This window comes from Nonomuraea sp. NPDC003709 (assembly GCF_040610775.1).
Classification (GTDB): Bacteria; Actinomycetota; Actinomycetes; order Streptosporangiales; family Streptosporangiaceae; genus Nonomuraea; species Nonomuraea angiospora_A.
Window position 1 is genome coordinate 367,093 of record NZ_JBEXMW010000001.1, and the last position, 18,628, is coordinate 385,720.

The window sequence follows — 18,628 nt, forward strand, 5'->3', positions numbered from 1 at the left end:
GGGGGTGCGCCCACGGCGGCCGGGGGTCGTGATGGGGGGTGCGCCTACGGCGGCCGGGGGCTGTCGTAGGCGGGGGATAGGTCCGTCAGGGGCGGGGGCCGGGGTAGGTCGTAGGCGGGGGATTGATCCGTCAGGGGCGGCCGAGGGCGCGGTAGTGCCATCCGGCGGACCGCCACGTCTCGGCATTCAGGGCATTACGCCCGTCCACGATGCGCCGGGTCGCCACCACGGCTCCCAGCTCCTCGGGGTCGAGCTCCACGAACTCCTGCCACTCGGTGAGCAGCAGCACCACGTGCGCTCCCCGTACCGCGTCCAGGGCTGATTCGCCGTAGTTCAGCTCGGGGTGAGCCTTACGGGCGTTGTCGAGCGCGATCGGGTCGTACACGGTGACCTGTCCGCCCTGGTGGCCGATGGTCACGGCGACGTCCAGTGCGGGGGAGTCGCGAATGTCGTCCGAGTTCGGCTTGAACGCGGCGCCCAGCACGCCCACGGTGCACCCGTGGAACGAGCCTCCGGCCAGCTCCCTGGCCAGGTCGACCATGCGGGCGCGCCGCCGCATGTTGATGGCGTCCACCTCGCGCAGGAATGTCAGCGCCTGGTCCGCTCCCAGCTCCCCGGCCCGCGCCATGAACGCCCTGATGTCCTTGGGCAGGCAGCCGCCGCCGAACCCGAGGCCCGCGTTCAGGAACCGCCCGCCGATCCGGTCGTCGTACGACAGCGCCTCGGACAGCTGCTTGACGTCGGCGTGCGCGGCCTCGCAGACCTCGGCCATCGCGTTGATGAACGAGATCTTGGTGGCCAGGAACGCGTTCGCGGCCGTCTTGACCAGCTCGGACGTGGCGAAATCGGTCACCACGAACGGAACCTCGCCCAGCGGCTCGTACACCTCGCGCAGCACCTTTTCCGCTCGCTCGGTGCGAACGCCGACCACGATGCGATCCGGGTGCATGGTGTCCTGAACCGCGAACCCCTCCCGCAGGAACTCGGGGTTCCAGGCCAGCTCGGCCTGCCCGCCGGCGGGCGCGAGGCGGGTGAGCTTGTCCGCGAGCCGCTCGGCGGTGCCGACGGGCACGGTGGACTTGCCCACGACCAGGCACTGGCGGTCGAGGAACGGGGCAAGGGACTCGATTGCGTTGTCCATGTACGTGACGTCCGCGGCATATTCGCCGCGTTTCTGGGGAGTGCCTACGCAGACGAAATGCACGTCGCCGAAGGCGGCGGCTTCCTCGTACGAGGTGGTGAAGCGGAGGCGGCCGGATTCGAGCCCGCGGCGGAGCACAGGCTCGAGCCCGGGCTCGTGGATCGGGAGCTCCCCTTGGTTGAGGCTGCGGATCTTGTCGGCGTCGATATCAAGGCCCAGGACGTCGAATCCGAGATCAGCCATGCACGCCGCATGGGTGATGCCCAGGTATCCGGTCCCGATCACCGTGAGGCGATATGGCACGAGTGAGCTCCTTTCGATCGCGCAGGCATGCTACCGGCCCTAGCTACCTCGTACGTGCCACCTGCACCTCTTCGCAAACCGTACCGACTAGTAACAAGAAGGTCGGACCTCCGGATATCTGACACCCTCTACGCCGTCGCCGACAAGAAGATCACGCCGGGACCAACGGCGCGGTCCTCGCGGCGGGCGCTTCGTGCCGGGGGCAAAGGCGCGGTCCTCACGGTGGGGCGCTTCGTGCCGGGGGCGAAGGCGCGGTCCTCAGGGTGGGGCGCTTCGCGCGGAGGGCTCGGGCAGTGATATTGGGGGACGTGGCCCCCAAACCCCCAGCCAAACCCGCTTCGCCGACTCGTTGAGCACGCGGGCCATTGAGAGAAGCACGGCCAGGGGCATGGAGGCGCTGAGGCCACCACGAGGCCCTGTTCGTGAGCTCGGGAGATGGGACCGGTCCGAGCTCAGTCCTTTGCCGCGAGGCCGACGTCGAACCGCACCTCGACCTCATCGCTCAGCTTGAGCGCGCCGAAGAACGCGGAATACGGTCGAATCCCCCACCGGGACTGCACGATGGCCGCCGAGCCCCGTACGCGGTCATCGGCGAACATGCCCTGGACCGTCACCAGCCGGGTCACCCCGAGGATGGTGAGGTCGCCCTCGATGTGGAACGACTCCGCGGTCCCGTCGACCCGTGTCGACCGGAAGGTGATCGCCGGATGTCGGCCAGTGTGCAGGATCTTCTCCCGGATGGTTCGCTCGATCTCCTCGCGGTCGGAGTCCGTGAGCGGCTTGATGCCGCCGGTCCCCGTCCGGACTTCGAGCGAACCCGGGTCGACCTCGACGGTCAGCGAGGAGTTCGCCGGGGCGGCGGTGTCGATTGTGGCGTCGCCGCTCCAGCGCGTGACCTCGATGGTGAGATCGTGGCCGGCCTTGGCGCCAAGTCCGGTGCGGGTCGTGTGGATGAGGAGCCGGCCGGAATCGGGTCCGAATGTGTAGCTACCAGCGGTAATGCTCACCTTGTCAGGCTAACTCGCACCACGCGTCCGCCTTCTGACCGAGGGGCGTGTCGGTCGGCGTGGTGAAAACCTACGAGCAGGTGGTGGAGATGCCGCCGCGTCCCCAGGTGCAGCCGTCGATCTTCTTGAGGTCGCTGCTCCGGTAGAGGCCGGCCGTGTCCCCGTCGTTGTTCCAGACGTACCACTTGCGACCCCAGTACAGGGTGGTCGAGGTGTCGGTCCCCTGGCCCGAGCGTACGGCCACTGATTTGCCGGGCTTGAGGGTGAAGCTGGGGAATCGGTACTTGTAGCCGGTCTCGTCCCGCAGGATCCAGTTCTCGAGCTGGATGCTTCGCCTGCTCATGTTGCGCAGCACCGCGTATTCGCCGTTGAGCGAGACGTTGCCGCCTCGGTCGGACCCTGGCGAGTCGTAATAGACCTTGACGATCTGAACGACCGGGGTCGCGGCCTGGGTGGGCGTACCGGCCGACGGCAGGACCACGGCGGCGACGCCGGTCGCCGCGAGGAGGCGCTTGAGCACTGCGGGCTCCATATGGCTAGAGATGGAACGTGACATCAGTGGGACGGCTGCTGTGATTGCCGGGTTGGCGATCAACGGCGTCCGCATCCGGCCAATCTCGCGAAAGGCGCTCCGCGTCCGGCTCCGTCTCGCGAAAGGCGCTCCGCGTCCGGCCGCCTCGTGTAAGGCGCTCCGCGTCCGGCTGGCTTGCGAAGGGCGCTCCGCGTCCGGCCGCCTCGTGTAAGGCGCTCCGCATTCGGCCGTGTCGCGAATGTCCCGTCTGCCCCTATGTCACCATGCGCCACCATTTGCACACTCTTGGCAGATCAACTACGGTCCCTGACTACTGTCAGCCGCGCATGTGTGGAGTGATCAAGTGAAGAACCGTAGAACGGGGACCGGCGTCGCCCTCACCGCAGCCGTGACCGTGGCCGTCCTGGGCTTCACCACCGCGTCACCGGCCTACGCGTCCCCCGGCACCCCGACTCCCACCCCTTCCCCGTCCCCCTCGTCCTCCGTCGCCGCAACGCCCAAAGGGCTCTTCACGCCCCTGAAGTACCAGCTCAACCTCAAGGGCCAGCGCCAGGAGACCAACTACTTCTGCGTCCCCGCCTCGTCGTCGATGAGCCTGTCGACCTTCGGCGTCAACGTCAGCCAGTCGACCCTCGCCAAGAAGATGAAGACCACGGCCGCCGCAGGCACCAAGGGTGTGAACGCCATGCCGGTGGTCAACGCCTACCTCAAGTCGCGCGGCTACAAGGTCACGAGCCCCACCGACGCGGACGGCAACGCGGTCGTGCTCATGAACCGGGTCTCCGGCAACATCGGAGACCTGCGCCGGGCGCCGGTGCTCGCGGTGTGGATGGAGCAGCTGCCCTGGAACAAGGGCACGATCAAGGGCACAAGGGTCGGCCACGCCATCATCGCCTACGGTTACGACAAGACGGCGGGCACCATCACCGTGTACGACCCGTGGAAGCCGACCGGCGGCACCCACACCATCAAGACCTCCGTCCTGGCCGGCATCCTCCAGCCGGGCGGCAACATGTACTACATCTCCAAGCTCTGAGGCGACGCGGGCGGGCCGTGCGCCCAAGGCCGGGAGCGGAAGGGGTCCGTACGGGATGAGCGGGGGCCCACGACCGGGAGCGGAAGGGGTGCGTACGGGATGAGCGGGGAGCCCGCGACCGGGATGCTGCATCACGTCGAGATCTGGGTGCCCGACCTGCCGCGAGCCGTCGCGAGCTGGCAGTGGCTGCTGGAGACGCTCGGCTACACCCTGTACCAGGACTGGGAGCACGGCCGCAGCTGGCGGCTGGGGGCCACGTACCTGGTGCTGGAGCAGTCGCCCGCCCTCAGCGCCGACCGGCACGACCGCTGCCGCCCCGGGCTGAACCATCTGGCCTTCCATGTGGGAAGCCGCGCCGAGGTGGACGCGCTGGCCGAGCGGGCGCCCGCGAACGGCTGGACGCTGATGTTCCCCGATCGCCCCCGTACGCGGGCGGGGAGCGGCACTACGCGGCCTATCTGGAGGATGGGGACGGCTTCGAGATCGAGCTGGTCGCGCTCGACGCCCCAGGGCAACCGCCGACCGTTTGAGGAACCGCCCGCACGACTACAGAACTATGCTTCTGAGAAGTATATTTCTGTAAGTGTGCCATGGGAGGAGGGGGCTTGATCCGGAAGCCGGAGCACGTCTTTGACCGCGTGCGGGAGTGGCAAGGGCTGGCGGGTTTTGTCGCGCCACAACGCCAGACGGCCGTGATGCCCGGTGCGTCGCTCGGTGTGGTCAGTGGGCGACGTCGGCAGGGGAAGAGCTTTCTCCTGCAGGCGTTGGCGGAGGCGACCGGTGGGATGTATTTCGCCGCCACCGAGGCGACGGAGGCCGAATCGTTGCGGCTCTTCACCGAAGCTCTCACGCGATTCACCCGGCAGGTCGTGGAGATCCCTTTCCGGGACTGGAACGACGCTGTTCCCTACACGCTCCGCGCTCTTCGCGATCGGCCCATGCCGCTGATCATCGACGAGTTTCCGTTCCTGTTCAGGGTCTCGCCCGCGCTGCCGTCGATCATTCAGCGCGAGCTCGGTCCCGGTGGAAGCGGCCGGGAGAGCGCCGCGCGGCTGATCCTCTGTGGATCGGCCATGTCCGTGATGGGCGGGCTGCTTTCCGGACAGGCGCCACTGCGCGGGCGGGCCGGTCTCGAACTCATGATTCATCCGTTTCGGTATCGGGACGCGGCGGAGTTCTGGGGGATCTCGGATTCCCGGCTGGCCGTGCTGGTGCATGCGATCGTGGGCGGAACACCCGCCTATCGCTATGAGTTCACGCAGGGTGACGTGCCGGAGAGCCTCGATGACTTCGACTCCTGGGTCGTCCGCACGGTGCTCAACCCGCAGATGCCGCTTTTTCGCGAGGCCCGGTATCTGCTGGCGGAAGAGTCGGACATCCGTGATCCGGCGCTCTACCACTCCGTCCTGGCGGCGATCGCCGGCGGGAACTCCACCAACGGCGGGATCGCCAACTATGTGGGGCGCAGGTCCGATCAGATCACCCATCCGCTCACGGTGCTGGAGGACTGCGCGCTGGTCAGGCGGGAGCCGGACCTGTTCCGCTCGGGACGTTCCCGCTACCGCATCGTGGAGCCGTTGATCACCTTCTACGAGGCGATCATGCGGCGCCGCTGGTCGGAGCTGGAGATTCATCGGGCCGAGACCGTATGGCAGGCGGTCAGGCAGACGTTTCTCGCCCAGGTCGTCGGGCCGCACTTCGAGGCGCTGTGCCGGGATTTCGCGCTGGACGCGGGAGAGTCCGCTTTCGGCGAGTTTCCGGCTGAGATCGGAGCAGGCGTCGTGCCCGATCCGGTCAACAGGGGTCAGATCGAGATCGACGTCGTGGCGCTGGCCGCGCAGGAGCCCGGGAAGCCGCGGCGGATCCTGTCGCTCGGTGAGGCCAAGTGGGGTGAAGTGATGGATCGCCATCACCTCAGGCGACTCGCGAGAGCGCGCGAGTTGCTGGAGCGTAAGGGGTACGACACGCGCGATACCGTGCTCGCCTGCTATGGAGGGTCGGGGTTCAGTGACGAGCTGAGCGCGGTCGCGGGCGAGGATGCCCGGGTGGCTCTGATCGGCCTTGAACGGCTGTATTGCCCATGAATGGGCAGTTCTGAGTGACTTCACTGCCAGTTCACGCATATGTCAGACAGCGACATTCGGTCGGTATACCGTCAGGTTTCGGTCTGATCCCTAACCGAAGACGGGTACGCAAACATGCGCAAAGTCCTGACGCTCGCCGTGGTCGCCACCGCATCGCTCGGCCTGCTCGCCGCCCCGGCCACCGCCGACGACCGCCGCCCAGAGCTGCCGAACGAGATCTACGGCGGCGCCTGGACCGAGGGGCACGTCCAGGGGATCGCCATTGACGAGCGCAAGGGGTACATGTACTTCTCCTTCACCAACGTCCTCGTCAAGACCGACCTCAAGGGCAACCCCGTGGGCTCGGTGAGGGGCTTCACGGGGCACCTCGGCGATCTGGACTTCAACGCCAAGGACGGCCGGGTGTACGGCTCCCTCGAGTACAAGGAGCAGGAGTCGTTCTACATCGCGATCTTCGACGTCGACCGCATCACCAGCATGGGCATGGACGCCCAGACCAGTGACGTCGTCAAGACGGTCTACCTCAAGGAGGTCGTCGCCGACTACACCGCCGACATGAACGGCGACGGCAAGTTCGACGGCAACGTGGGCAACACCCCGGATCACCGGTACGGGTGCAGCGGCATCGACGGCGTGTCCTTCGGCCCCGAGTTCGGGAAGAAGCACGGCAAGCAGCTGCTGACCGTGGCGTACGGGATCTACTCCAACACCACCCGGGCCGACAACGACTACCAGGTCCTCCTCCAGTACGACATCGAGCGGTGGAAGAAGTACGAGAAGCCGCTCACCGAGAGCGACCCGCACAAGAGCGGCCCCGAGCAGGTCGACGGCAAGTACTTCGCGTACACCGGCAACACCACCTACGGCGTGCAGAACCTCGAGTACGACGACTTCACGGGCAACTGGATGATGGCCGTCTACAAGGGCAAGAAGCCGCAGTTCCCCAACTACTCCTTCTTCATGGTGGACGGCCGCGAGCGGCCCAGGGAGGGTGACATCGTCGGGCAGCCGCAGCCCGAGCGGGGCCGGCTGCTCACGCTGGCGCCGGGCGGGCTCCAGCACGAGGCCACCGGCGTCAGGGGCTGGGAGTTCGGCGGCGAGTACGGCCTGATCTCGCTCGGCGGCGGACGCTACTACGTGTCCAAGTCCGCGACCATCACGGAAGGCGGGGTCAGCAAGTACACCGGCCACGCCCAGCTCTTCCGCTGGACGGGCCAGACGCCGACCCCGTTCGAGAAGGTCGGCTGATCGGAGCTGCCAGCGGGTGGTCAGTTAAGGCTGTTATGGTCGGTCCGAAATCCCCACGAATGCGTAAAGGCACGGGAGGGTCATGCGGACCACGAGCAAGATCGCGGCATTACTGATCGGGATGACGGCCCCGGTGGCCGTGGTGGCGCCCCCGGCCGGCGCGCAGGCGCGTCCGGCCTGGGTGGCCTACCACGGCCTCACCGCCGAGCAGAGCGTGGCGCGGGTCAAGCAGCTCAGGGACCAGGGCTTCCGGCCGGTCACGGTGAACGTCTCCGACGGGGAGCGGTACGCGGCCGTGTGGGTCAAGGGCGGCTCGCCGGCCAACTGGGGCATCTGGCAGGGCATGTCGGCCGAGGAGTACCAGCAGCGGTTCGACCAGGGGCTGAAGGAGGGGGCGCAGCCGGTCTTCGTCTCCGCCACCGGGCCGAGTGACGCGCCGGTGTTCACGGCCGTCTTCGAGAAGCGGCGCGGGAAGTTCTTCGCCAGGTCGAACCTCACCCCCGCCCAGTTCGCCGCCGCCAACAAGCGGGCCACCGCCCAGGGGCTCGCGCTGACCTCGGTCGACGTGTACGGCACCCCGGACGACCTGCGGTACGTGGGCGTGTGGACGGTCAACACGGGCGGGGCCTGGTACTACACGTACGGGAAGTCCAGGCAGCAGCACGAGGCCGCGTTCTACGCCAAGAAGAAGCAGGGGTTCCGGCCGGTCAAGGTGGCCGTGGCGCCCGACGGGACGTACACGGCGGTGTGGCGCAAGGACGGCGTCAGGTCCTGGGCCCACTACGTCGACATGACCTCCTCCGGCTACCAGAAGCGGTTCGCCGACCTCAAGGCCAAGGGGCTGTCCCCGGTCCAGGTGAACGCCGAGAACGGGCTGTACGCGGCCATCTGGCAGTGAACGAGGTCACCTGGCCCGGAGGATGCGGACGTCTCCGGAGCCGCTCACGGCCTTGATGGTGTTGGGGCTCTTGGCGTCGTCCTTGAGCTCCGAGCGCTCGGTGCCGTCCGTGCTGCGGGCCGTGATCGCGTAGGCCGCCATGGGCACGGTCGCGGTCACCCGGCCGTCGCTGGAGCCCAGGTCGAGGGCGGTGGGCGGGCTGGCGAACGACACGTCGATCGCGCCGTCCGACGTCCGGCACCGGACGCTCGGCGACTTCAGCCCTTCGCCCGTGATCGGGCCCTCGCTGCGCAGCCGCAGTTTTCCCGCGGCGCCCGAGACCTGGATGCGGTCCCGGCTGACCACGTCGACGTCCTGGGCGAGGCCGTTCAGGATGACGCCGTCGTCGGCCTCGATCGACAGCGGTACACCGGGCGGGACCTTGACGTGGTAGCGGGCGCCGCAGTCGCCGAAGACCATGTTGCAGTTCGCGCTCAGGCGAAGGGTGCCGTCCCGCAGGGACCAGGTGGCGTTGCCGTCGTCGGCGGCCTTGCCGCGTACCCACCGCTCCACCTCGACGCGGCCCCCGCTGCCCTGGAGGACGCGCACGCCGCCCAGGGAGGCATTGATCTTCAGCGCGGTGCCCGTGAACGGGAACGCCTGCGCGGTGTGGACCTCTTCGGCGTCCAGGTCCACCTTGCACCCGGTCAACGTCAGCGCCGCCGCCAGCGTCACCCCTGTCGCCACGACTCGCCTCATGGAGATGCTCATGCCGCCATGGTGGCCGAGCGCCGCCCGCCCGCCATCGACCGTCCGGCCGAACACGGGCGGGCCGCCATCGGCCTTTCGGCCAGATCGCGCGTCAGGCCGGGAGACCACGCGTCAGGCCCGGAGATCGCGCGTCAGGCCGGGAGACCACGCGTCAGGCCCCGAGAACGCAGAGAACGCGCGTCAGAGGGCCGACAGCAGGGCCGTGACGTGCCGCAGCGGGTCCGGCCCCAGCGGCCGCACGGCCACCGTGGCGGCCCCGGCCGCCCACAGCTCCTTGACGTGCTCGGCCGCGGCCTCAGGAGACCCCGACGCCATCGCCACCTCCTCGGGCGCGACCCCGAGGAACCCGGCCTGCCCCGCCACCAGGGCCCGGGAGCTCTCCGGGACCTCGGCCTCGGTGTTGAGGAAGGAGAAGACCACGAGCTCGTGATCCGCGGAGCCCCCGATCTGGTCCAGGATCCCGGGCAGCTGCGCGGGCCCGACACCCTCGGGAATGATCGTCCCCTGGGCGACCCGGCCCGACAGGGCCAGCGAGCGCGGCCCCTTCACCCCGGCCAGCACGGGCGGGGGCGCGGAGGGCGGGTGCACCAGGGAGACCCCGTCCAGGTGGACGGACCTGCCGTGCAGGGTGACCGTCTCGCCGCGCAGCAGCGCGCTTACGGACGTGATCGTCTCCTCCAGGAGCGTCAGCGGCGACGACGGGGCGGCGCCCACCTGGCGCATCCAGTCGCCCACGCCGTGCCCGATCCCGGCGGCCAGCCGCCCGGGGTGCACCCTGGCCAGGTTGGCCAGCTCCATCGCCAGCAGCATCGGGTTGCGCAGGGGAGCGGGCGTGATGCCGATGCCGACCCGCAGCCGGGACGTGACGGCGAGCGCGGTGGCGGCCGACGAGACGCCCCCCGTCCAGCCCAGGTCCTCCACCACCCAGAGGTCGTCCACGGACGTCTCGTCGAGCGCCTTGGCGAACGGGATCAACTGCTCGGGAGGAAGGTCCCGGTCGAACATGACTCCGAGTCTCACTATGCCCTCCAGTAATAGCGGAACAACCGGCCGACCTCCGAGTATTCAGCACGCAGGAAGGCGTCGGCAGTCGGGACGTTCGCGACGTCCGTGACGGCGACGATGCGCTGCACGCCCGCCTCGGCCAGCGTGCGGGTGCCCCTGGCCAGCAGGTCGTCGACGTAGCCGTGGCCGCGGTGCTCGGGCACCACCCCGATGTACGCGATCGAGTGGTCGTCGGGGGCCACCAGGCCCACGGGGGAGTCGCCCAGGTAGCCGATCACGAACCAGTCGGGCTTGCCCTTGCGGTTGATCAGGTCGTCGTACATCCATCGGGCCTCGTGCTCGGCCCCCGACGTGGCCACCTCGATCCGGGTGTCGTAGTCGAGCGAGCCCTCCGAGATGCGTACGAGGACGTCGATCACCTTGTCGCCGGCCATGCGGCGCGCGGGGCGGTAAGTCAGGCGGCCCGGGTGGACAGGGACGTCGTTGCCCGCCACCCATTCGAGCACCAGCCGCTCGACCTCCATGACGAACCCCGCGAGGGTCAGGGCCTCGTGCTCCACGGCGCGGTCGACCACGGGGTCGAGCCCCGGCTTGAGCGAGATGTCGTGGATCATCTTGGTCGGCCCCATCGTGCGCAGGCTGCCGCTCAGCAGCTCCGCGGCGGCGACCGGATCGGGGCCCGGGTCGAACTGCCAGATGGTCACCGGCTCCGAGCCCGGGAAGGGCGCCCAGAACGCCAGGCGGGCCTGCCCCTTCACGAAGCACCACTCAGGCCGGGTCCTGCCCTCGTCGAAGGCGGCCGCGAGCTGGGAGCGCCCCGGCTCGGGGAACTGGTCGAACAACGCGAAGGCCTCCACACCTGAGGGGCTCTCCCCGGCCGCGGCCGCCGTGGCGAGGGGTGCCTGTGATGACATGACCATGTTCTCGCACGGAAGCGATCACTCAGACCGTCCCCATTGAGGCTCGATCGAGGTCAGGCGGCGCTGCCGAAGGCCGAACACGCCTCGCCGAGAGATTCGCGCGTCTCGAAGTGCCGGTCGAGGTTGGTGATCGTCAGCAGGTGGCGGATCATGCCGGGGGCCAGCACCAGGATCAGGCGGCCCTTCACGCGCCGGACGTGGTTGAGCGTGGCCACCAGCACCCCGAGGCCCACCGAGTCGCAGAACGGGACCTCGGTCAGGTCGACGACGAGGTTGAGCGGGTCGGCGGCGGCGATGGCCTGTTCGAGCTCGTCCCGCAGCCGGGGGGCGCCTGCCACGTCGAGGTCGCCCACGACGTGCAGCACCGTACAGGGGTCCTCCCGCCACGACCTGACCACCATGAGGGCTTCACCTGCCGAACCGCCGACTGTTATTACTGTTTCTTACATATGTTCTGCATTGCCGTTTTGGTGGTCGGTGTAACACTCGGTTTCGCTGACGGCATGGAAGCCGACTTGGATTTCGCGATCTTCGGTTGATCGCTGCCGATGATCACCTCGATGCCCTTGATGTCGGCCTTGTCGAGCTCGGCGCCCGGGATGGCGGCGGCCACGACCTTCGCCTCGTCCTCCTGACCCGCGCCGTAATGGACGACCGTCTTCTTGTAGTCCTTCTTGGGCGTGTTGCCGGGCTGGCCTGGGACCTTGAAGCCGTACGCGACCAGCCCCTCCTTGGTGCGGGCGCCGAGACCCGTGATGAGCGTGCCGTTCTTGACCTTGACCGTGATGCTGCCGGGCGGGATGGCCGACGGCTTGACCGAAGGAGTGGGCGAGGGGGAGGCGGCGGGCTTGGTCAGGTCCTGGTCGGCGTTGATCCGCGCGAACATGTCGCGGGCGGCCGGCTTGTCCCACAGGACCGCGGACTCGCCCGTGGGCGCCTTGAAGTCGACGTTGGCCAGCGGCACCTCGGCGAAGCGCACGTCGTCGAGCGAGACGTCCCGCATCTGGGTGGCCAGGCCGAGGAGACCGTCGTCGGGGTCGACCTTGACCGTGCTCAGCGTGGAGTTGACGAACGAGGCCAGCTTGGCCGGGTTGGCCAGGGTGTCGGCGCTGAGCGCCCGGTTGAGCAGGGCCGAGATGACCTGCTGCTGCCGGTCGATGCGATCGAGGTCGGAGCGCGCGGTGGCGCGGGTGCGGGCGTAGCCGAGCGCCTGCACGCCCTGGAGCTGGTGGGTGCCGGCGGGCAGGTTGAGCCCGGTCTTGGGGTCGTTGATCGGCACGGGCGTGCAGACGGTGACGCCGCCGAGGGAGTCGACGACGTCGATGAAGCCGAGGATGTTGACCTCGATGTAGCGGTTGATCTGCAGCCCGGTGGCGGCCTCGACGGCCTCCTTGGTGAGCTTGGGCCCGCCGAACTGGTACGCCGAATTGATCTTGTGTTCGCCCTTGCCGGGGATCGTCGTCCAGGTGTCGCGCGGCAGGCTCACCACGGTGACCCGCTTGTGGTCCTCCGACAGGTGGATGACCATCATGGTGTCGGTGCGCTGGCCGGACTCGCGGCCCAGCTTGAGCCGGTTCTGCTGCTGGCGGGTGAGGTCGTCGCGCTTGTCGACGCCCACCATCAGGATGTTCTCGGCGCCGCGGGCGGCCGGCACGGTCACCCCGGCGTCGACGGTGCCGATCTGGCGCGGAGTCGCCCACACCACGCCGGTGGCCACCAGGACCCCGGTGGACAGGAACCCGGCGACGAACACGTTGCGACGGCGGGCCTTGGCGCTCCTGAGCGGCCTGCGGGGACGCGGGTTCGCGAGCTTGACGCCGCCGTAGGCGTCGCCGCCCACGAGCACACCGCCGTCCTCCTCGCCCGGGTCGCGCATCCCGTCCCCCTTTTTGTCACCCGGAGGATCAGGCTTTCGATTGCCCGACTCCCCTGGTCGTACAGTAGCGTGAGCCCCGCCATGAAGCAGTTCCCCGACTCGCCGCAGGCCCCCGCGGAGACGCGTGCCTGGCCCCCCATCTCCGTCGTCATGCCGGTCCTCAACGAGGAGCGGCACCTTCGCGAGGCCGTCGACCAGGTCCTCGCCCAGAGCTACCCAGGTGAGATCGAAGTCGTGCTCGCCGTGGGTCCGTCCCAGGACCGCACCCAGGAGGTCGCCGACGCCATATCGGCGGCCGATCCACGGGTGACGGTCGTGCCCAATCCGACGGGCCGCACCCCCAACGCGCTCAACGCCGCCATCGCCGCCTCGCGCAACGGCATCATCGCCCGGGTCGACGGGCACGCCATGCTGCCCCCCGACTACCTGCGCGTCGCCGTCGAGACGCTGGCCGAGACCGGCGCCGACAACGTGGGCGGCGTCATGGCGGCCGAGGGCATCACGCCGTTCGAGCAGGCCGTCGCCTGCGCCATGACGTCCAAGATCGGGGTGGGCGCCGCCGCCTTCCACGTGGGCGGCACCGCGGGCCCCGCCGACACCGTCTACCTGGGCGTCTTCCGCCGCTCGGCGCTCGACCGGGTGGGCGGCTACGACGAGCACTTCCAGCGGGCGCAGGACTGGGAGATGAACCACCGCATCCGCCAGAGCGGCGGCCTGGTCTGGTTCCAGCCGCGTATGCGGGTCTCCTACCGTCCCCGCCCCAACGTCAAGGCCCTGGCCAAGCAGTACTTCCACTACGGCAGGTGGCGGCGCGTGGTCGCGCGCACCCACGAGGGCACGATCAACCTGCGCTATCTGGCGCCGCCCGCCGCGGTGCTGGCCATGCTGCTGGGGCTGGTCGTCTCGCCGTTCTTCCCCTGGGCGCTCATCGTCCCCGGCGGCTACGCCGTCGCCATCGCGGCGGGCTCCGCGCTGACGGGCAGCGGGCTGTCCCCGGGGGCGCGGCTGCGGCTGCCGATCGTGTACGCCGCCATGCACTGCTCCTGGGGCTGGGGCTTCCTCACCAGCCCGAAGAAGCTGGCCAGGCCGCCCGGGTCATGACCCCGCGAAGACCCGCTCGACGGCGGCGTCGAAGCGGGTCAGCGCGTCCGGATATTCCGCCCCGAACAGGTAGCTCCTGAGCTTGATCCTGGCCCGGGCCAGCGAGTCCTCCCCGTCGAGGAACTCCGCGAGCCCGGCCAGGTCCTTCCCGATCAGCACGCCCGCCTCGGTGCTCGGGTAGCGCTCGTGGAAGGCGCGCTCGTCCAGGCCGGCGACGTTCGTCACCGCGTACGGCTTCTCGCTGGCCAGGAAGTCGGCCACGACGCTGGAGATGTCGCTGATCAGCAGGTCGCACCGGTTGAAGCAGTCGTACAGGTGCGGCTCGGGGCCGGTGACGATCAGATGCTCGATCCGCGGCGTCTCCCCGGTCGCCCGCGACGGGTGCCTGGCCTTCGACTTGGCCAGCTCGGCCGCCTCGATCATGGCCACGATCTTCCGGTGCGCGCGGCCGGCGCTGCGGTCGCGGTGGCCGGTCAGCGGGTGCGGCTTGTAGATCACGCGTACCCGCGGCCGGTGGTCCAGCAGCGCCCGCACGATGCGCGGGCCCATGGTGATCAGCGACGTGTGGAACAGGTCGTCGTTCCAGCCCTCCCAGGTGGGGGCGTACAGGACGGTGCGGTACGGCAGCTCCGGCCCCTCCGTCGAGATGCCTTCGAGCTGCGGCCGGCCGACCTCGTGGATGCTCTCGTCCCTGACGCCCACCCTGGCCCGGCGGTAGCGGTCGCGGCCCGCGGGACCGGCCACCCACACCTCGTCGTACACCCGGGAGAACGGGTTGAACGACGCCTCCTTGTCGCTGTCGCCGTGGTTGAGGAACGCGCTGCGCAGGGTCGGGATGCGCAGCATGTGGACGTTCCTGCCGACGTTGGAGACGTACAGGCAGAGCTTGGCGCTGGACAGGGCGCGGAAGCTCATCAGGTCGGCCGCCGACGGGATGCACAGCATCGGCAGCGTGGTCGCGTCGAGGTGGTTAGCCATGCCGCGCTCGCGCAGCACGACGATGGCGCGCCGGTCGATGCGCTCCAGCGTGGGCAGCCACATCCTGGCCTGGTAGGCGGCCGCGGTGGCGCCGGAGAAGTAGAGGATGACCTCGGGCCGGTACTTCTCGACCTGCTCGCCCACGACCGCCAGCACCCTGGCCTTGTCGGTGAGCGGCGTGGCGCGGCGCACGTACGGGATGAGCGCGAGCGCCCCGGCGATGCCCAGCAGGACCGCCAGACCGGCGCCGATCGCGGCGGGCACGGCGCCGACGGCCGCGCCGACCACCGGCAGCGCGTCGAGGTAGAGGAAACGCATGCTGCGGCTGTCACGCAGGGACGGCGGCGGCATCTTCGGGATGCGCAGCGCCGAGACGTCGAGGTTGCGGGTGGTCACCGGCATCCGGCTGAGCGTCCCCTTGAGCCGCAGCGCCAGCGCCGTGTGCCCGGCCCGCACCACGTGGATCGCGAAGATGCCCGACGCCAGCGCCACGAACCACGGCGAGTCGACCCCCGCCATCCGCGCCACCAGCAGCAGCGCCATGGTCTCCCTGGCGGCGAAGCGCAGCGTGACCCCGAGGTGCACCCTGCCGAGGAGCTCGGGCAGGGGCCTGGCGGCGCGCGAGGCCGCGTACTCCACCGCGTAGGAGAGCACGGCGACCGCCCCGAACACCACCGGAGCGGGCCAGAGGGCCGACCACAACAGCGTGGGGTAGCAGCCGAGCAGGGCCGCGATCACGATGAGTCTCCTCATGTGATCGCACAGTAACAACTCTCAGGTCAAACGTCTGTGACCTATCTGGGCAAGTCGGAGATCGGCGGGGTTGCGGCGAGCTGGAAGAGCAGCTCGGCGATCCGCAGGTCGAGGGGGTGGGTGACCTTGATGTTGTGCTCGCTGCCCGGCACGAGGTGGATCGGCACGTCGGGCAGGTAACGCAGCACCACGCCGCAGTCGTCGGTGGCCGGGCGGCCGGCGAACCCGGGGTCGGCCAGCGCCCGCTCGTACGCCTCGCGGATCACCGAGAGCCGGAAGCACTGCGGCGTCTGGCTGCGCCGCAGCACCGACCTGTCCAGCACGTCGCCGATCACCTCGCCGCCGGGCCCCGGTACGGCCACGAGGACCGTGTCGGAGCTCGGGATCGCCACGTTGACGGCCGAACGCGTCTCCAGCGCCTTGACACACTCGGTGATGATCCGGGGCTCCACGAGCGGGCGTACGGCGTCGTGCAGCAGCACGTTGCACTCCTCGGCCCCCAGCGCCCCCAGGGCCAGCCACGTGCTCTCGGTACGGCTCGCGCCGCCCTCCACGACCTTGCTGACCTTGTCGTAGCCGCCTTTGTCCACGATCTCGCGGATCCGGTCGGTGTAGCCGGGCGTCATCAGCACCACGATCTCGTCGATCTCCGGCGCGTTCTGGAACACCGCCAGCGAGTGCTCGATGATCGGCTTTCCCGCGACCTCGATGAGCTGTTTGGGGGTGTCCATCCCGATCCGCTGCCCCACGCCGCCCGCGAGAAGCACCCCGACCGACCGCAACCGTGAATCCATATCGGCAGCGTAACGGTCCTGTTCCGTGATTCCGCCTTGACCTGTCGCTACGCTGTGCCTACGCACCCCCAAGCCACGCGGCTCCCGCGCGACCGGGAGGAGACCTGCGCTTTGCCCGACTCATTGACCCGCGAGACCACGGCCACATCGGTCGTCGTGCTCGCCACGACCCCGGCATGCAAGCTCTCCAGCTTCGACGTCACCCTGCTCGACCGCGTCACCGACCAGCTCGCCACGCTGCCCGTCCGGGAGATCCAGGTGGTGACGCCGGGTGGCGGCCTCGGAGCCGACCTCAGAGGCGTCGCCAAGATCGCCCGGATCTCCACGGGGGCGGTGGCCGTGCTCCCCGCGGACCTGGTGGCCCACACCGAGGCGCTGGCGCTGCTGCTCGACCACCCCGCGCGCGGCAGCGGGGCCCTGGTCTCCCATGACGCCGCCACGGCGCCCATGCGGCCGCCCGTCCGCGTCGAAGGAGGCAAGATCGTCGCCGCGGGCAGTTCGTTCCACGTGGTCCCCGAGGCCAACGCCACGTTCAGAGGCGTGCTGAAGGCGGGCGAGGCCGACCTGGGCGCGCTGGCGGACATCGCGGAGGAGCTGGCCGAGCTGGCCGACACCGGCAAGCTGGGCCCGGTCACCCCCGTCGAGGCCGTCGACCTGCTCCTGGTCGGGCTGGTCAGATCGGGCGTGTCGGTGCGGGCGGCCGGGATCGGGCCGCTGCACGCCGACCGGGTGACCGGCCAGCACGCCGCCGACACCGCCGTCGCCAGGCTGGCCGAGGTGGACGAGGCCAAGGTCAGGCTCGACCTGTCCATCAAGGCGGACGACGGCTTCTTCGCCACCTTCTTCGTCTCCACCTGGACACGCCACCTGCTCAAACCGTCGGTCCGGCTCAACCTGGCCCCCAACACCGTCACCGGCGCCTCGATCGGGATGGCCGCGCTGGCGGCCCTCTGGTTCTCGGAGGGCAGCCAGGCCGGCCGGCTGGCGGGGGCGCTGCTGTTCTACCTGTCGTTCGTGCTCGACTGCCTCGACGGGCAGCTGGCCCGCTACACGCGCACGTTCTCGCCGCTGGGGGCGTGGGCCGACGGCATGGCCGACCGGCTGAAGGAGTACGCCGTCTACGTCGGCCTGGCCCTGGGCTTCGCCGGCACCGGCATCTGGCAGCTCGCCGTGGCCGCCATGATCCTCCAGGTCGTGCGGCACGCCATCGACCAGACGTACGCCGGGGCCCGCACCGACGCCGCCCGCGTCGGCGCGCAGTGGGGGCGCCCCGCGCGCTCCCTCCTGGAGTCGGCCGACGGGAGCCGGGCACGGGGCGTGCTCGGGATCGCCCAGCGCCTGGAGCGCGACGCGATCGCCCGCTGGTTCAAGAAGAGCGTCGTGCTGCCCATCGGCGAGCGCACCGCGCTGATCGCCGTCACCGCCGCGGGCTGGAACGCCAAGGTGACGTTCCTGTCCCTGCTCTGCTGGGGCGGCGTGGCGGCCCTCTATCAGCTCGCCGGACGGATCGCGAGGTCGGCACGGTGATTTCGGTCCACATGACTCCCGTCCCCCGCAGCACGGTCGTGGCCTACCGCGACGACGGCCCGCTCTCGCGCGCCATGGGCCTGCTCGTGGCCGGGCAGCTCCCACCCTTGCCGCCGGTGATCGCGGGCACGTTCGTCACGGGCGTGCTGCTGCTGCTCGGCGTGGCGGGCACGGACGGGCTCGCGGTGTTCGCGCCCGCCGTGACGCTGCTGCTGGCCGGGCCGGGCAGCACGCACGCGCACGACGGCAGGTTCGACTGGCTCGTCCCGCCGATCCTGCGGCTCATCGAGTACACCTTCGTCGCGTCGTGCGGGTTCGCCCACGAGGTGCACCCCGTGGTGATCTTCCTGCTGCTCGGCGCGCTGGCGTTCCACCACTATGATCTTGTTTACCGGCTGCGGCAGCGCGTGTACGCACCGGCGTGGCTGTCCACGTTCGGCCTCGGCTGGGACGGCCGGATGATGGTGGTCTCGCTGGTTGCTCTCACGGGCTGGCTGACCAGCGGCTATCTGCTGCTCGCGCTCTATCTGTGGGCGTTCTTCGGCTGGGAGAGCCTCACGTGCTGGCTCGCCGCGCCCCGTTCCGGGGTGGAAACACCCGATACGGGAACGCAAGACTAACGCCGGATTACCCGCTCAGGGCCCAAAGACGAATACTCTTTGGGCTCACGAAGAC

At 69.6% G+C, this 18,628-nt stretch carries 18 protein-coding genes; 8 read left to right on the top strand and 10 right to left on the bottom strand.

All coding sequences use genetic code 11. The features are described 5' to 3' along the window. Nucleotides 1–130 precede the first annotated feature (130 nt). The 3 genes from ABZX61_RS01810 to ABZX61_RS01820 all read right to left on the bottom strand — a co-directional run bounded on the left by ABZX61_RS01810 (nt 131) and on the right by ABZX61_RS01820 (nt 2,971). Entirely contained in the window at nt 131–1,444 is a 1,314-nt protein-coding gene (locus tag ABZX61_RS01810; RefSeq protein WP_350728341.1) for a UDP-glucose/GDP-mannose dehydrogenase family protein, read from the bottom strand. Between the two features lie 452 nt (nt 1,445–1,896). Continuing rightward, complete coding sequence (locus tag ABZX61_RS01815; protein ID WP_355190688.1) at nt 1,897–2,451, bottom strand: YceI family protein; 555 nt, start codon at nt 2,449–2,451, stop codon at nt 1,897–1,899. A 70-nt stretch (nt 2,452–2,521) separates the two neighbouring features. Beyond that, nucleotides 2,522–2,971, bottom strand: coding sequence for a lamin tail domain-containing protein (locus ABZX61_RS01820; protein ID WP_355190690.1), 450 nt, complete (start codon nt 2,969–2,971; stop codon nt 2,522–2,524). A gap of 355 nt (nt 2,972–3,326) precedes the next feature. Here ABZX61_RS01820 and ABZX61_RS01825 point away from each other — a divergent pair, with 355 nt between their 5' ends. The 5 genes from ABZX61_RS01825 (at nt 3,327) to ABZX61_RS01845 (ending at nt 8,249) form a co-directional block, all read left to right on the top strand. Continuing rightward, nucleotides 3,327–4,019, top strand: coding sequence for a C39 family peptidase (locus ABZX61_RS01825; protein ID WP_355190692.1), 693 nt, complete (start codon nt 3,327–3,329; stop codon nt 4,017–4,019). Nucleotides 4,020–4,118: 99 nt separating this feature from the next. Beyond that, on the top strand, nt 4,119–4,628 hold the full coding sequence (locus ABZX61_RS01830) for a VOC family protein (RefSeq protein ID WP_355190694.1): 510 nt from the start codon (nt 4,119–4,121) through the stop codon (nt 4,626–4,628). Next, entirely contained in the window at nt 4,625–6,103 is a 1,479-nt protein-coding gene (locus tag ABZX61_RS01835; protein ID WP_355190696.1) for an ATP-binding protein, read from the top strand. The genes ABZX61_RS01830 and ABZX61_RS01835 overlap by 4 nt, the downstream gene beginning before the upstream one ends. Nucleotides 6,104–6,217: 114 nt before the next feature. After that, nucleotides 6,218–7,351: a hypothetical protein gene (locus ABZX61_RS01840; protein WP_350728347.1), complete on the top strand. Its 1,134-nt coding sequence runs from the start codon at nt 6,218–6,220 to the stop codon at nt 7,349–7,351. Between the two features lie 82 nt (nt 7,352–7,433). Beyond that, nucleotides 7,434–8,249 carry a hypothetical protein gene (locus ABZX61_RS01845; RefSeq protein ID WP_355190698.1) on the top strand — a complete coding sequence of 272 codons (816 nt, stop codon included), beginning with the start codon at nt 7,434–7,436 and terminating at the stop codon, nt 8,247–8,249. A 6-nt stretch (nt 8,250–8,255) separates the two neighbouring features. Here the strand turns inward: ABZX61_RS01845 and ABZX61_RS01850 are convergent, their stop codons facing one another. From ABZX61_RS01850 to ABZX61_RS01870, 5 genes are all read right to left on the bottom strand, one after another. Then, nucleotides 8,256–8,999 carry a hypothetical protein gene (locus ABZX61_RS01850; RefSeq protein WP_355190700.1) on the bottom strand — a complete coding sequence of 248 codons (744 nt, stop codon included), beginning with the start codon at nt 8,997–8,999 and terminating at the stop codon, nt 8,256–8,258. A 180-nt stretch (nt 9,000–9,179) separates the two neighbouring features. Then, nucleotides 9,180–10,019: an LLM class flavin-dependent oxidoreductase gene (locus tag ABZX61_RS01855; protein ID WP_355190702.1), complete on the bottom strand. Its 840-nt coding sequence runs from the start codon at nt 10,017–10,019 to the stop codon at nt 9,180–9,182. Then, the gene (locus ABZX61_RS01860; protein WP_355190704.1) at nt 10,019–10,918 is read right to left on the bottom strand and encodes a GNAT family N-acetyltransferase; all 900 of its coding nucleotides are present in this window, start codon (nt 10,916–10,918) and stop codon (nt 10,019–10,021) included. The genes ABZX61_RS01855 and ABZX61_RS01860 overlap by 1 nt, the downstream gene beginning before the upstream one ends. A 59-nt stretch (nt 10,919–10,977) precedes the next feature. Next, nucleotides 10,978–11,325: an STAS domain-containing protein gene (locus tag ABZX61_RS01865; protein WP_350728352.1), complete on the bottom strand. Its 348-nt coding sequence runs from the start codon at nt 11,323–11,325 to the stop codon at nt 10,978–10,980. 32 nt (nt 11,326–11,357) lie between these two features. Further along, the gene (locus ABZX61_RS01870; RefSeq protein ID WP_355190706.1) at nt 11,358–12,800 is read right to left on the bottom strand and encodes an LCP family protein; all 1,443 of its coding nucleotides are present in this window, start codon (nt 12,798–12,800) and stop codon (nt 11,358–11,360) included. Nucleotides 12,801–12,881: 81 nt separating this feature from the next. On the opposite strand from ABZX61_RS01870, the gene ABZX61_RS01875 reads away from it, so the two are divergent. Further along, nucleotides 12,882–13,901, top strand: a complete 1,020-nt coding sequence (locus tag ABZX61_RS01875; RefSeq protein ID WP_350728354.1) for a glycosyltransferase family 2 protein — start codon at nt 12,882–12,884, stop codon at nt 13,899–13,901. On the opposite strand, the gene ABZX61_RS01880 is transcribed toward ABZX61_RS01875, so the two are convergent. Next, on the bottom strand, nt 13,896–15,632 hold the full coding sequence (locus ABZX61_RS01880; RefSeq protein ID WP_355190708.1) for a CDP-glycerol glycerophosphotransferase family protein: 1,737 nt from the start codon (nt 15,630–15,632) through the stop codon (nt 13,896–13,898). The genes ABZX61_RS01875 and ABZX61_RS01880 overlap by 6 nt on opposite strands. Nucleotides 15,633–15,673: 41 nt before the next feature. Continuing rightward, on the bottom strand, nt 15,674–16,426 hold the full coding sequence (locus ABZX61_RS01885; protein WP_355190710.1) for an IspD/TarI family cytidylyltransferase: 753 nt from the start codon (nt 16,424–16,426) through the stop codon (nt 15,674–15,676). A gap of 111 nt (nt 16,427–16,537) precedes the next feature. Between ABZX61_RS01885 and ABZX61_RS01890 the strand changes: the two genes are divergently transcribed. Beyond that, nucleotides 16,538–17,953: a CDP-alcohol phosphatidyltransferase family protein gene (locus ABZX61_RS01890; RefSeq protein WP_355190712.1), complete on the top strand. Its 1,416-nt coding sequence runs from the start codon at nt 16,538–16,540 to the stop codon at nt 17,951–17,953. 11 nt (nt 17,954–17,964) lie between these two features. Next, entirely contained in the window at nt 17,965–18,573 is a 609-nt protein-coding gene (locus ABZX61_RS01895; RefSeq protein ID WP_350728358.1) for a DUF5941 domain-containing protein, read from the top strand. Nucleotides 18,574–18,628: the final 55 nt, after the last annotated feature.

What these genes read in the sequence shown, in the direction of transcription:
- ABZX61_RS01830 (WP_355190694.1), top strand. Translation starts at nt 4,119, where the DNA reads ATGAGCGGGGAGCCCGCGACCGGGATGCTGCATCACGTCGAGATCTGG.
- ABZX61_RS01880 (WP_355190708.1), bottom strand. Translation starts at nt 15,632, where the DNA reads ATGAGGAGACTCATCGTGATCGCGGCCCTGCTCGGCTGCTACCCCACG.
- ABZX61_RS01845 (WP_355190698.1), top strand. Translation starts at nt 7,434, where the DNA reads ATGCGGACCACGAGCAAGATCGCGGCATTACTGATCGGGATGACGGCC.
- ABZX61_RS01840 (WP_350728347.1), top strand. Translation starts at nt 6,218, where the DNA reads ATGCGCAAAGTCCTGACGCTCGCCGTGGTCGCCACCGCATCGCTCGGC.
- ABZX61_RS01850 (WP_355190700.1), bottom strand. Translation starts at nt 8,999, where the DNA reads ATGAGCATCTCCATGAGGCGAGTCGTGGCGACAGGGGTGACGCTGGCG.
- ABZX61_RS01895 (WP_350728358.1), top strand. Translation starts at nt 17,965, where the DNA reads ATGACTCCCGTCCCCCGCAGCACGGTCGTGGCCTACCGCGACGACGGC.
- ABZX61_RS01870 (WP_355190706.1), bottom strand. Translation starts at nt 12,800, where the DNA reads ATGCGCGACCCGGGCGAGGAGGACGGCGGTGTGCTCGTGGGCGGCGAC.
- ABZX61_RS01885 (WP_355190710.1), bottom strand. Translation starts at nt 16,426, where the DNA reads ATGGATTCACGGTTGCGGTCGGTCGGGGTGCTTCTCGCGGGCGGCGTG.
- ABZX61_RS01875 (WP_350728354.1), top strand. Translation starts at nt 12,882, where the DNA reads ATGAAGCAGTTCCCCGACTCGCCGCAGGCCCCCGCGGAGACGCGTGCC.
- ABZX61_RS01865 (WP_350728352.1), bottom strand. Translation starts at nt 11,325, where the DNA reads ATGGTGGTCAGGTCGTGGCGGGAGGACCCCTGTACGGTGCTGCACGTC.
- ABZX61_RS01860 (WP_355190704.1), bottom strand. Translation starts at nt 10,918, where the DNA reads ATGTCATCACAGGCACCCCTCGCCACGGCGGCCGCGGCCGGGGAGAGC.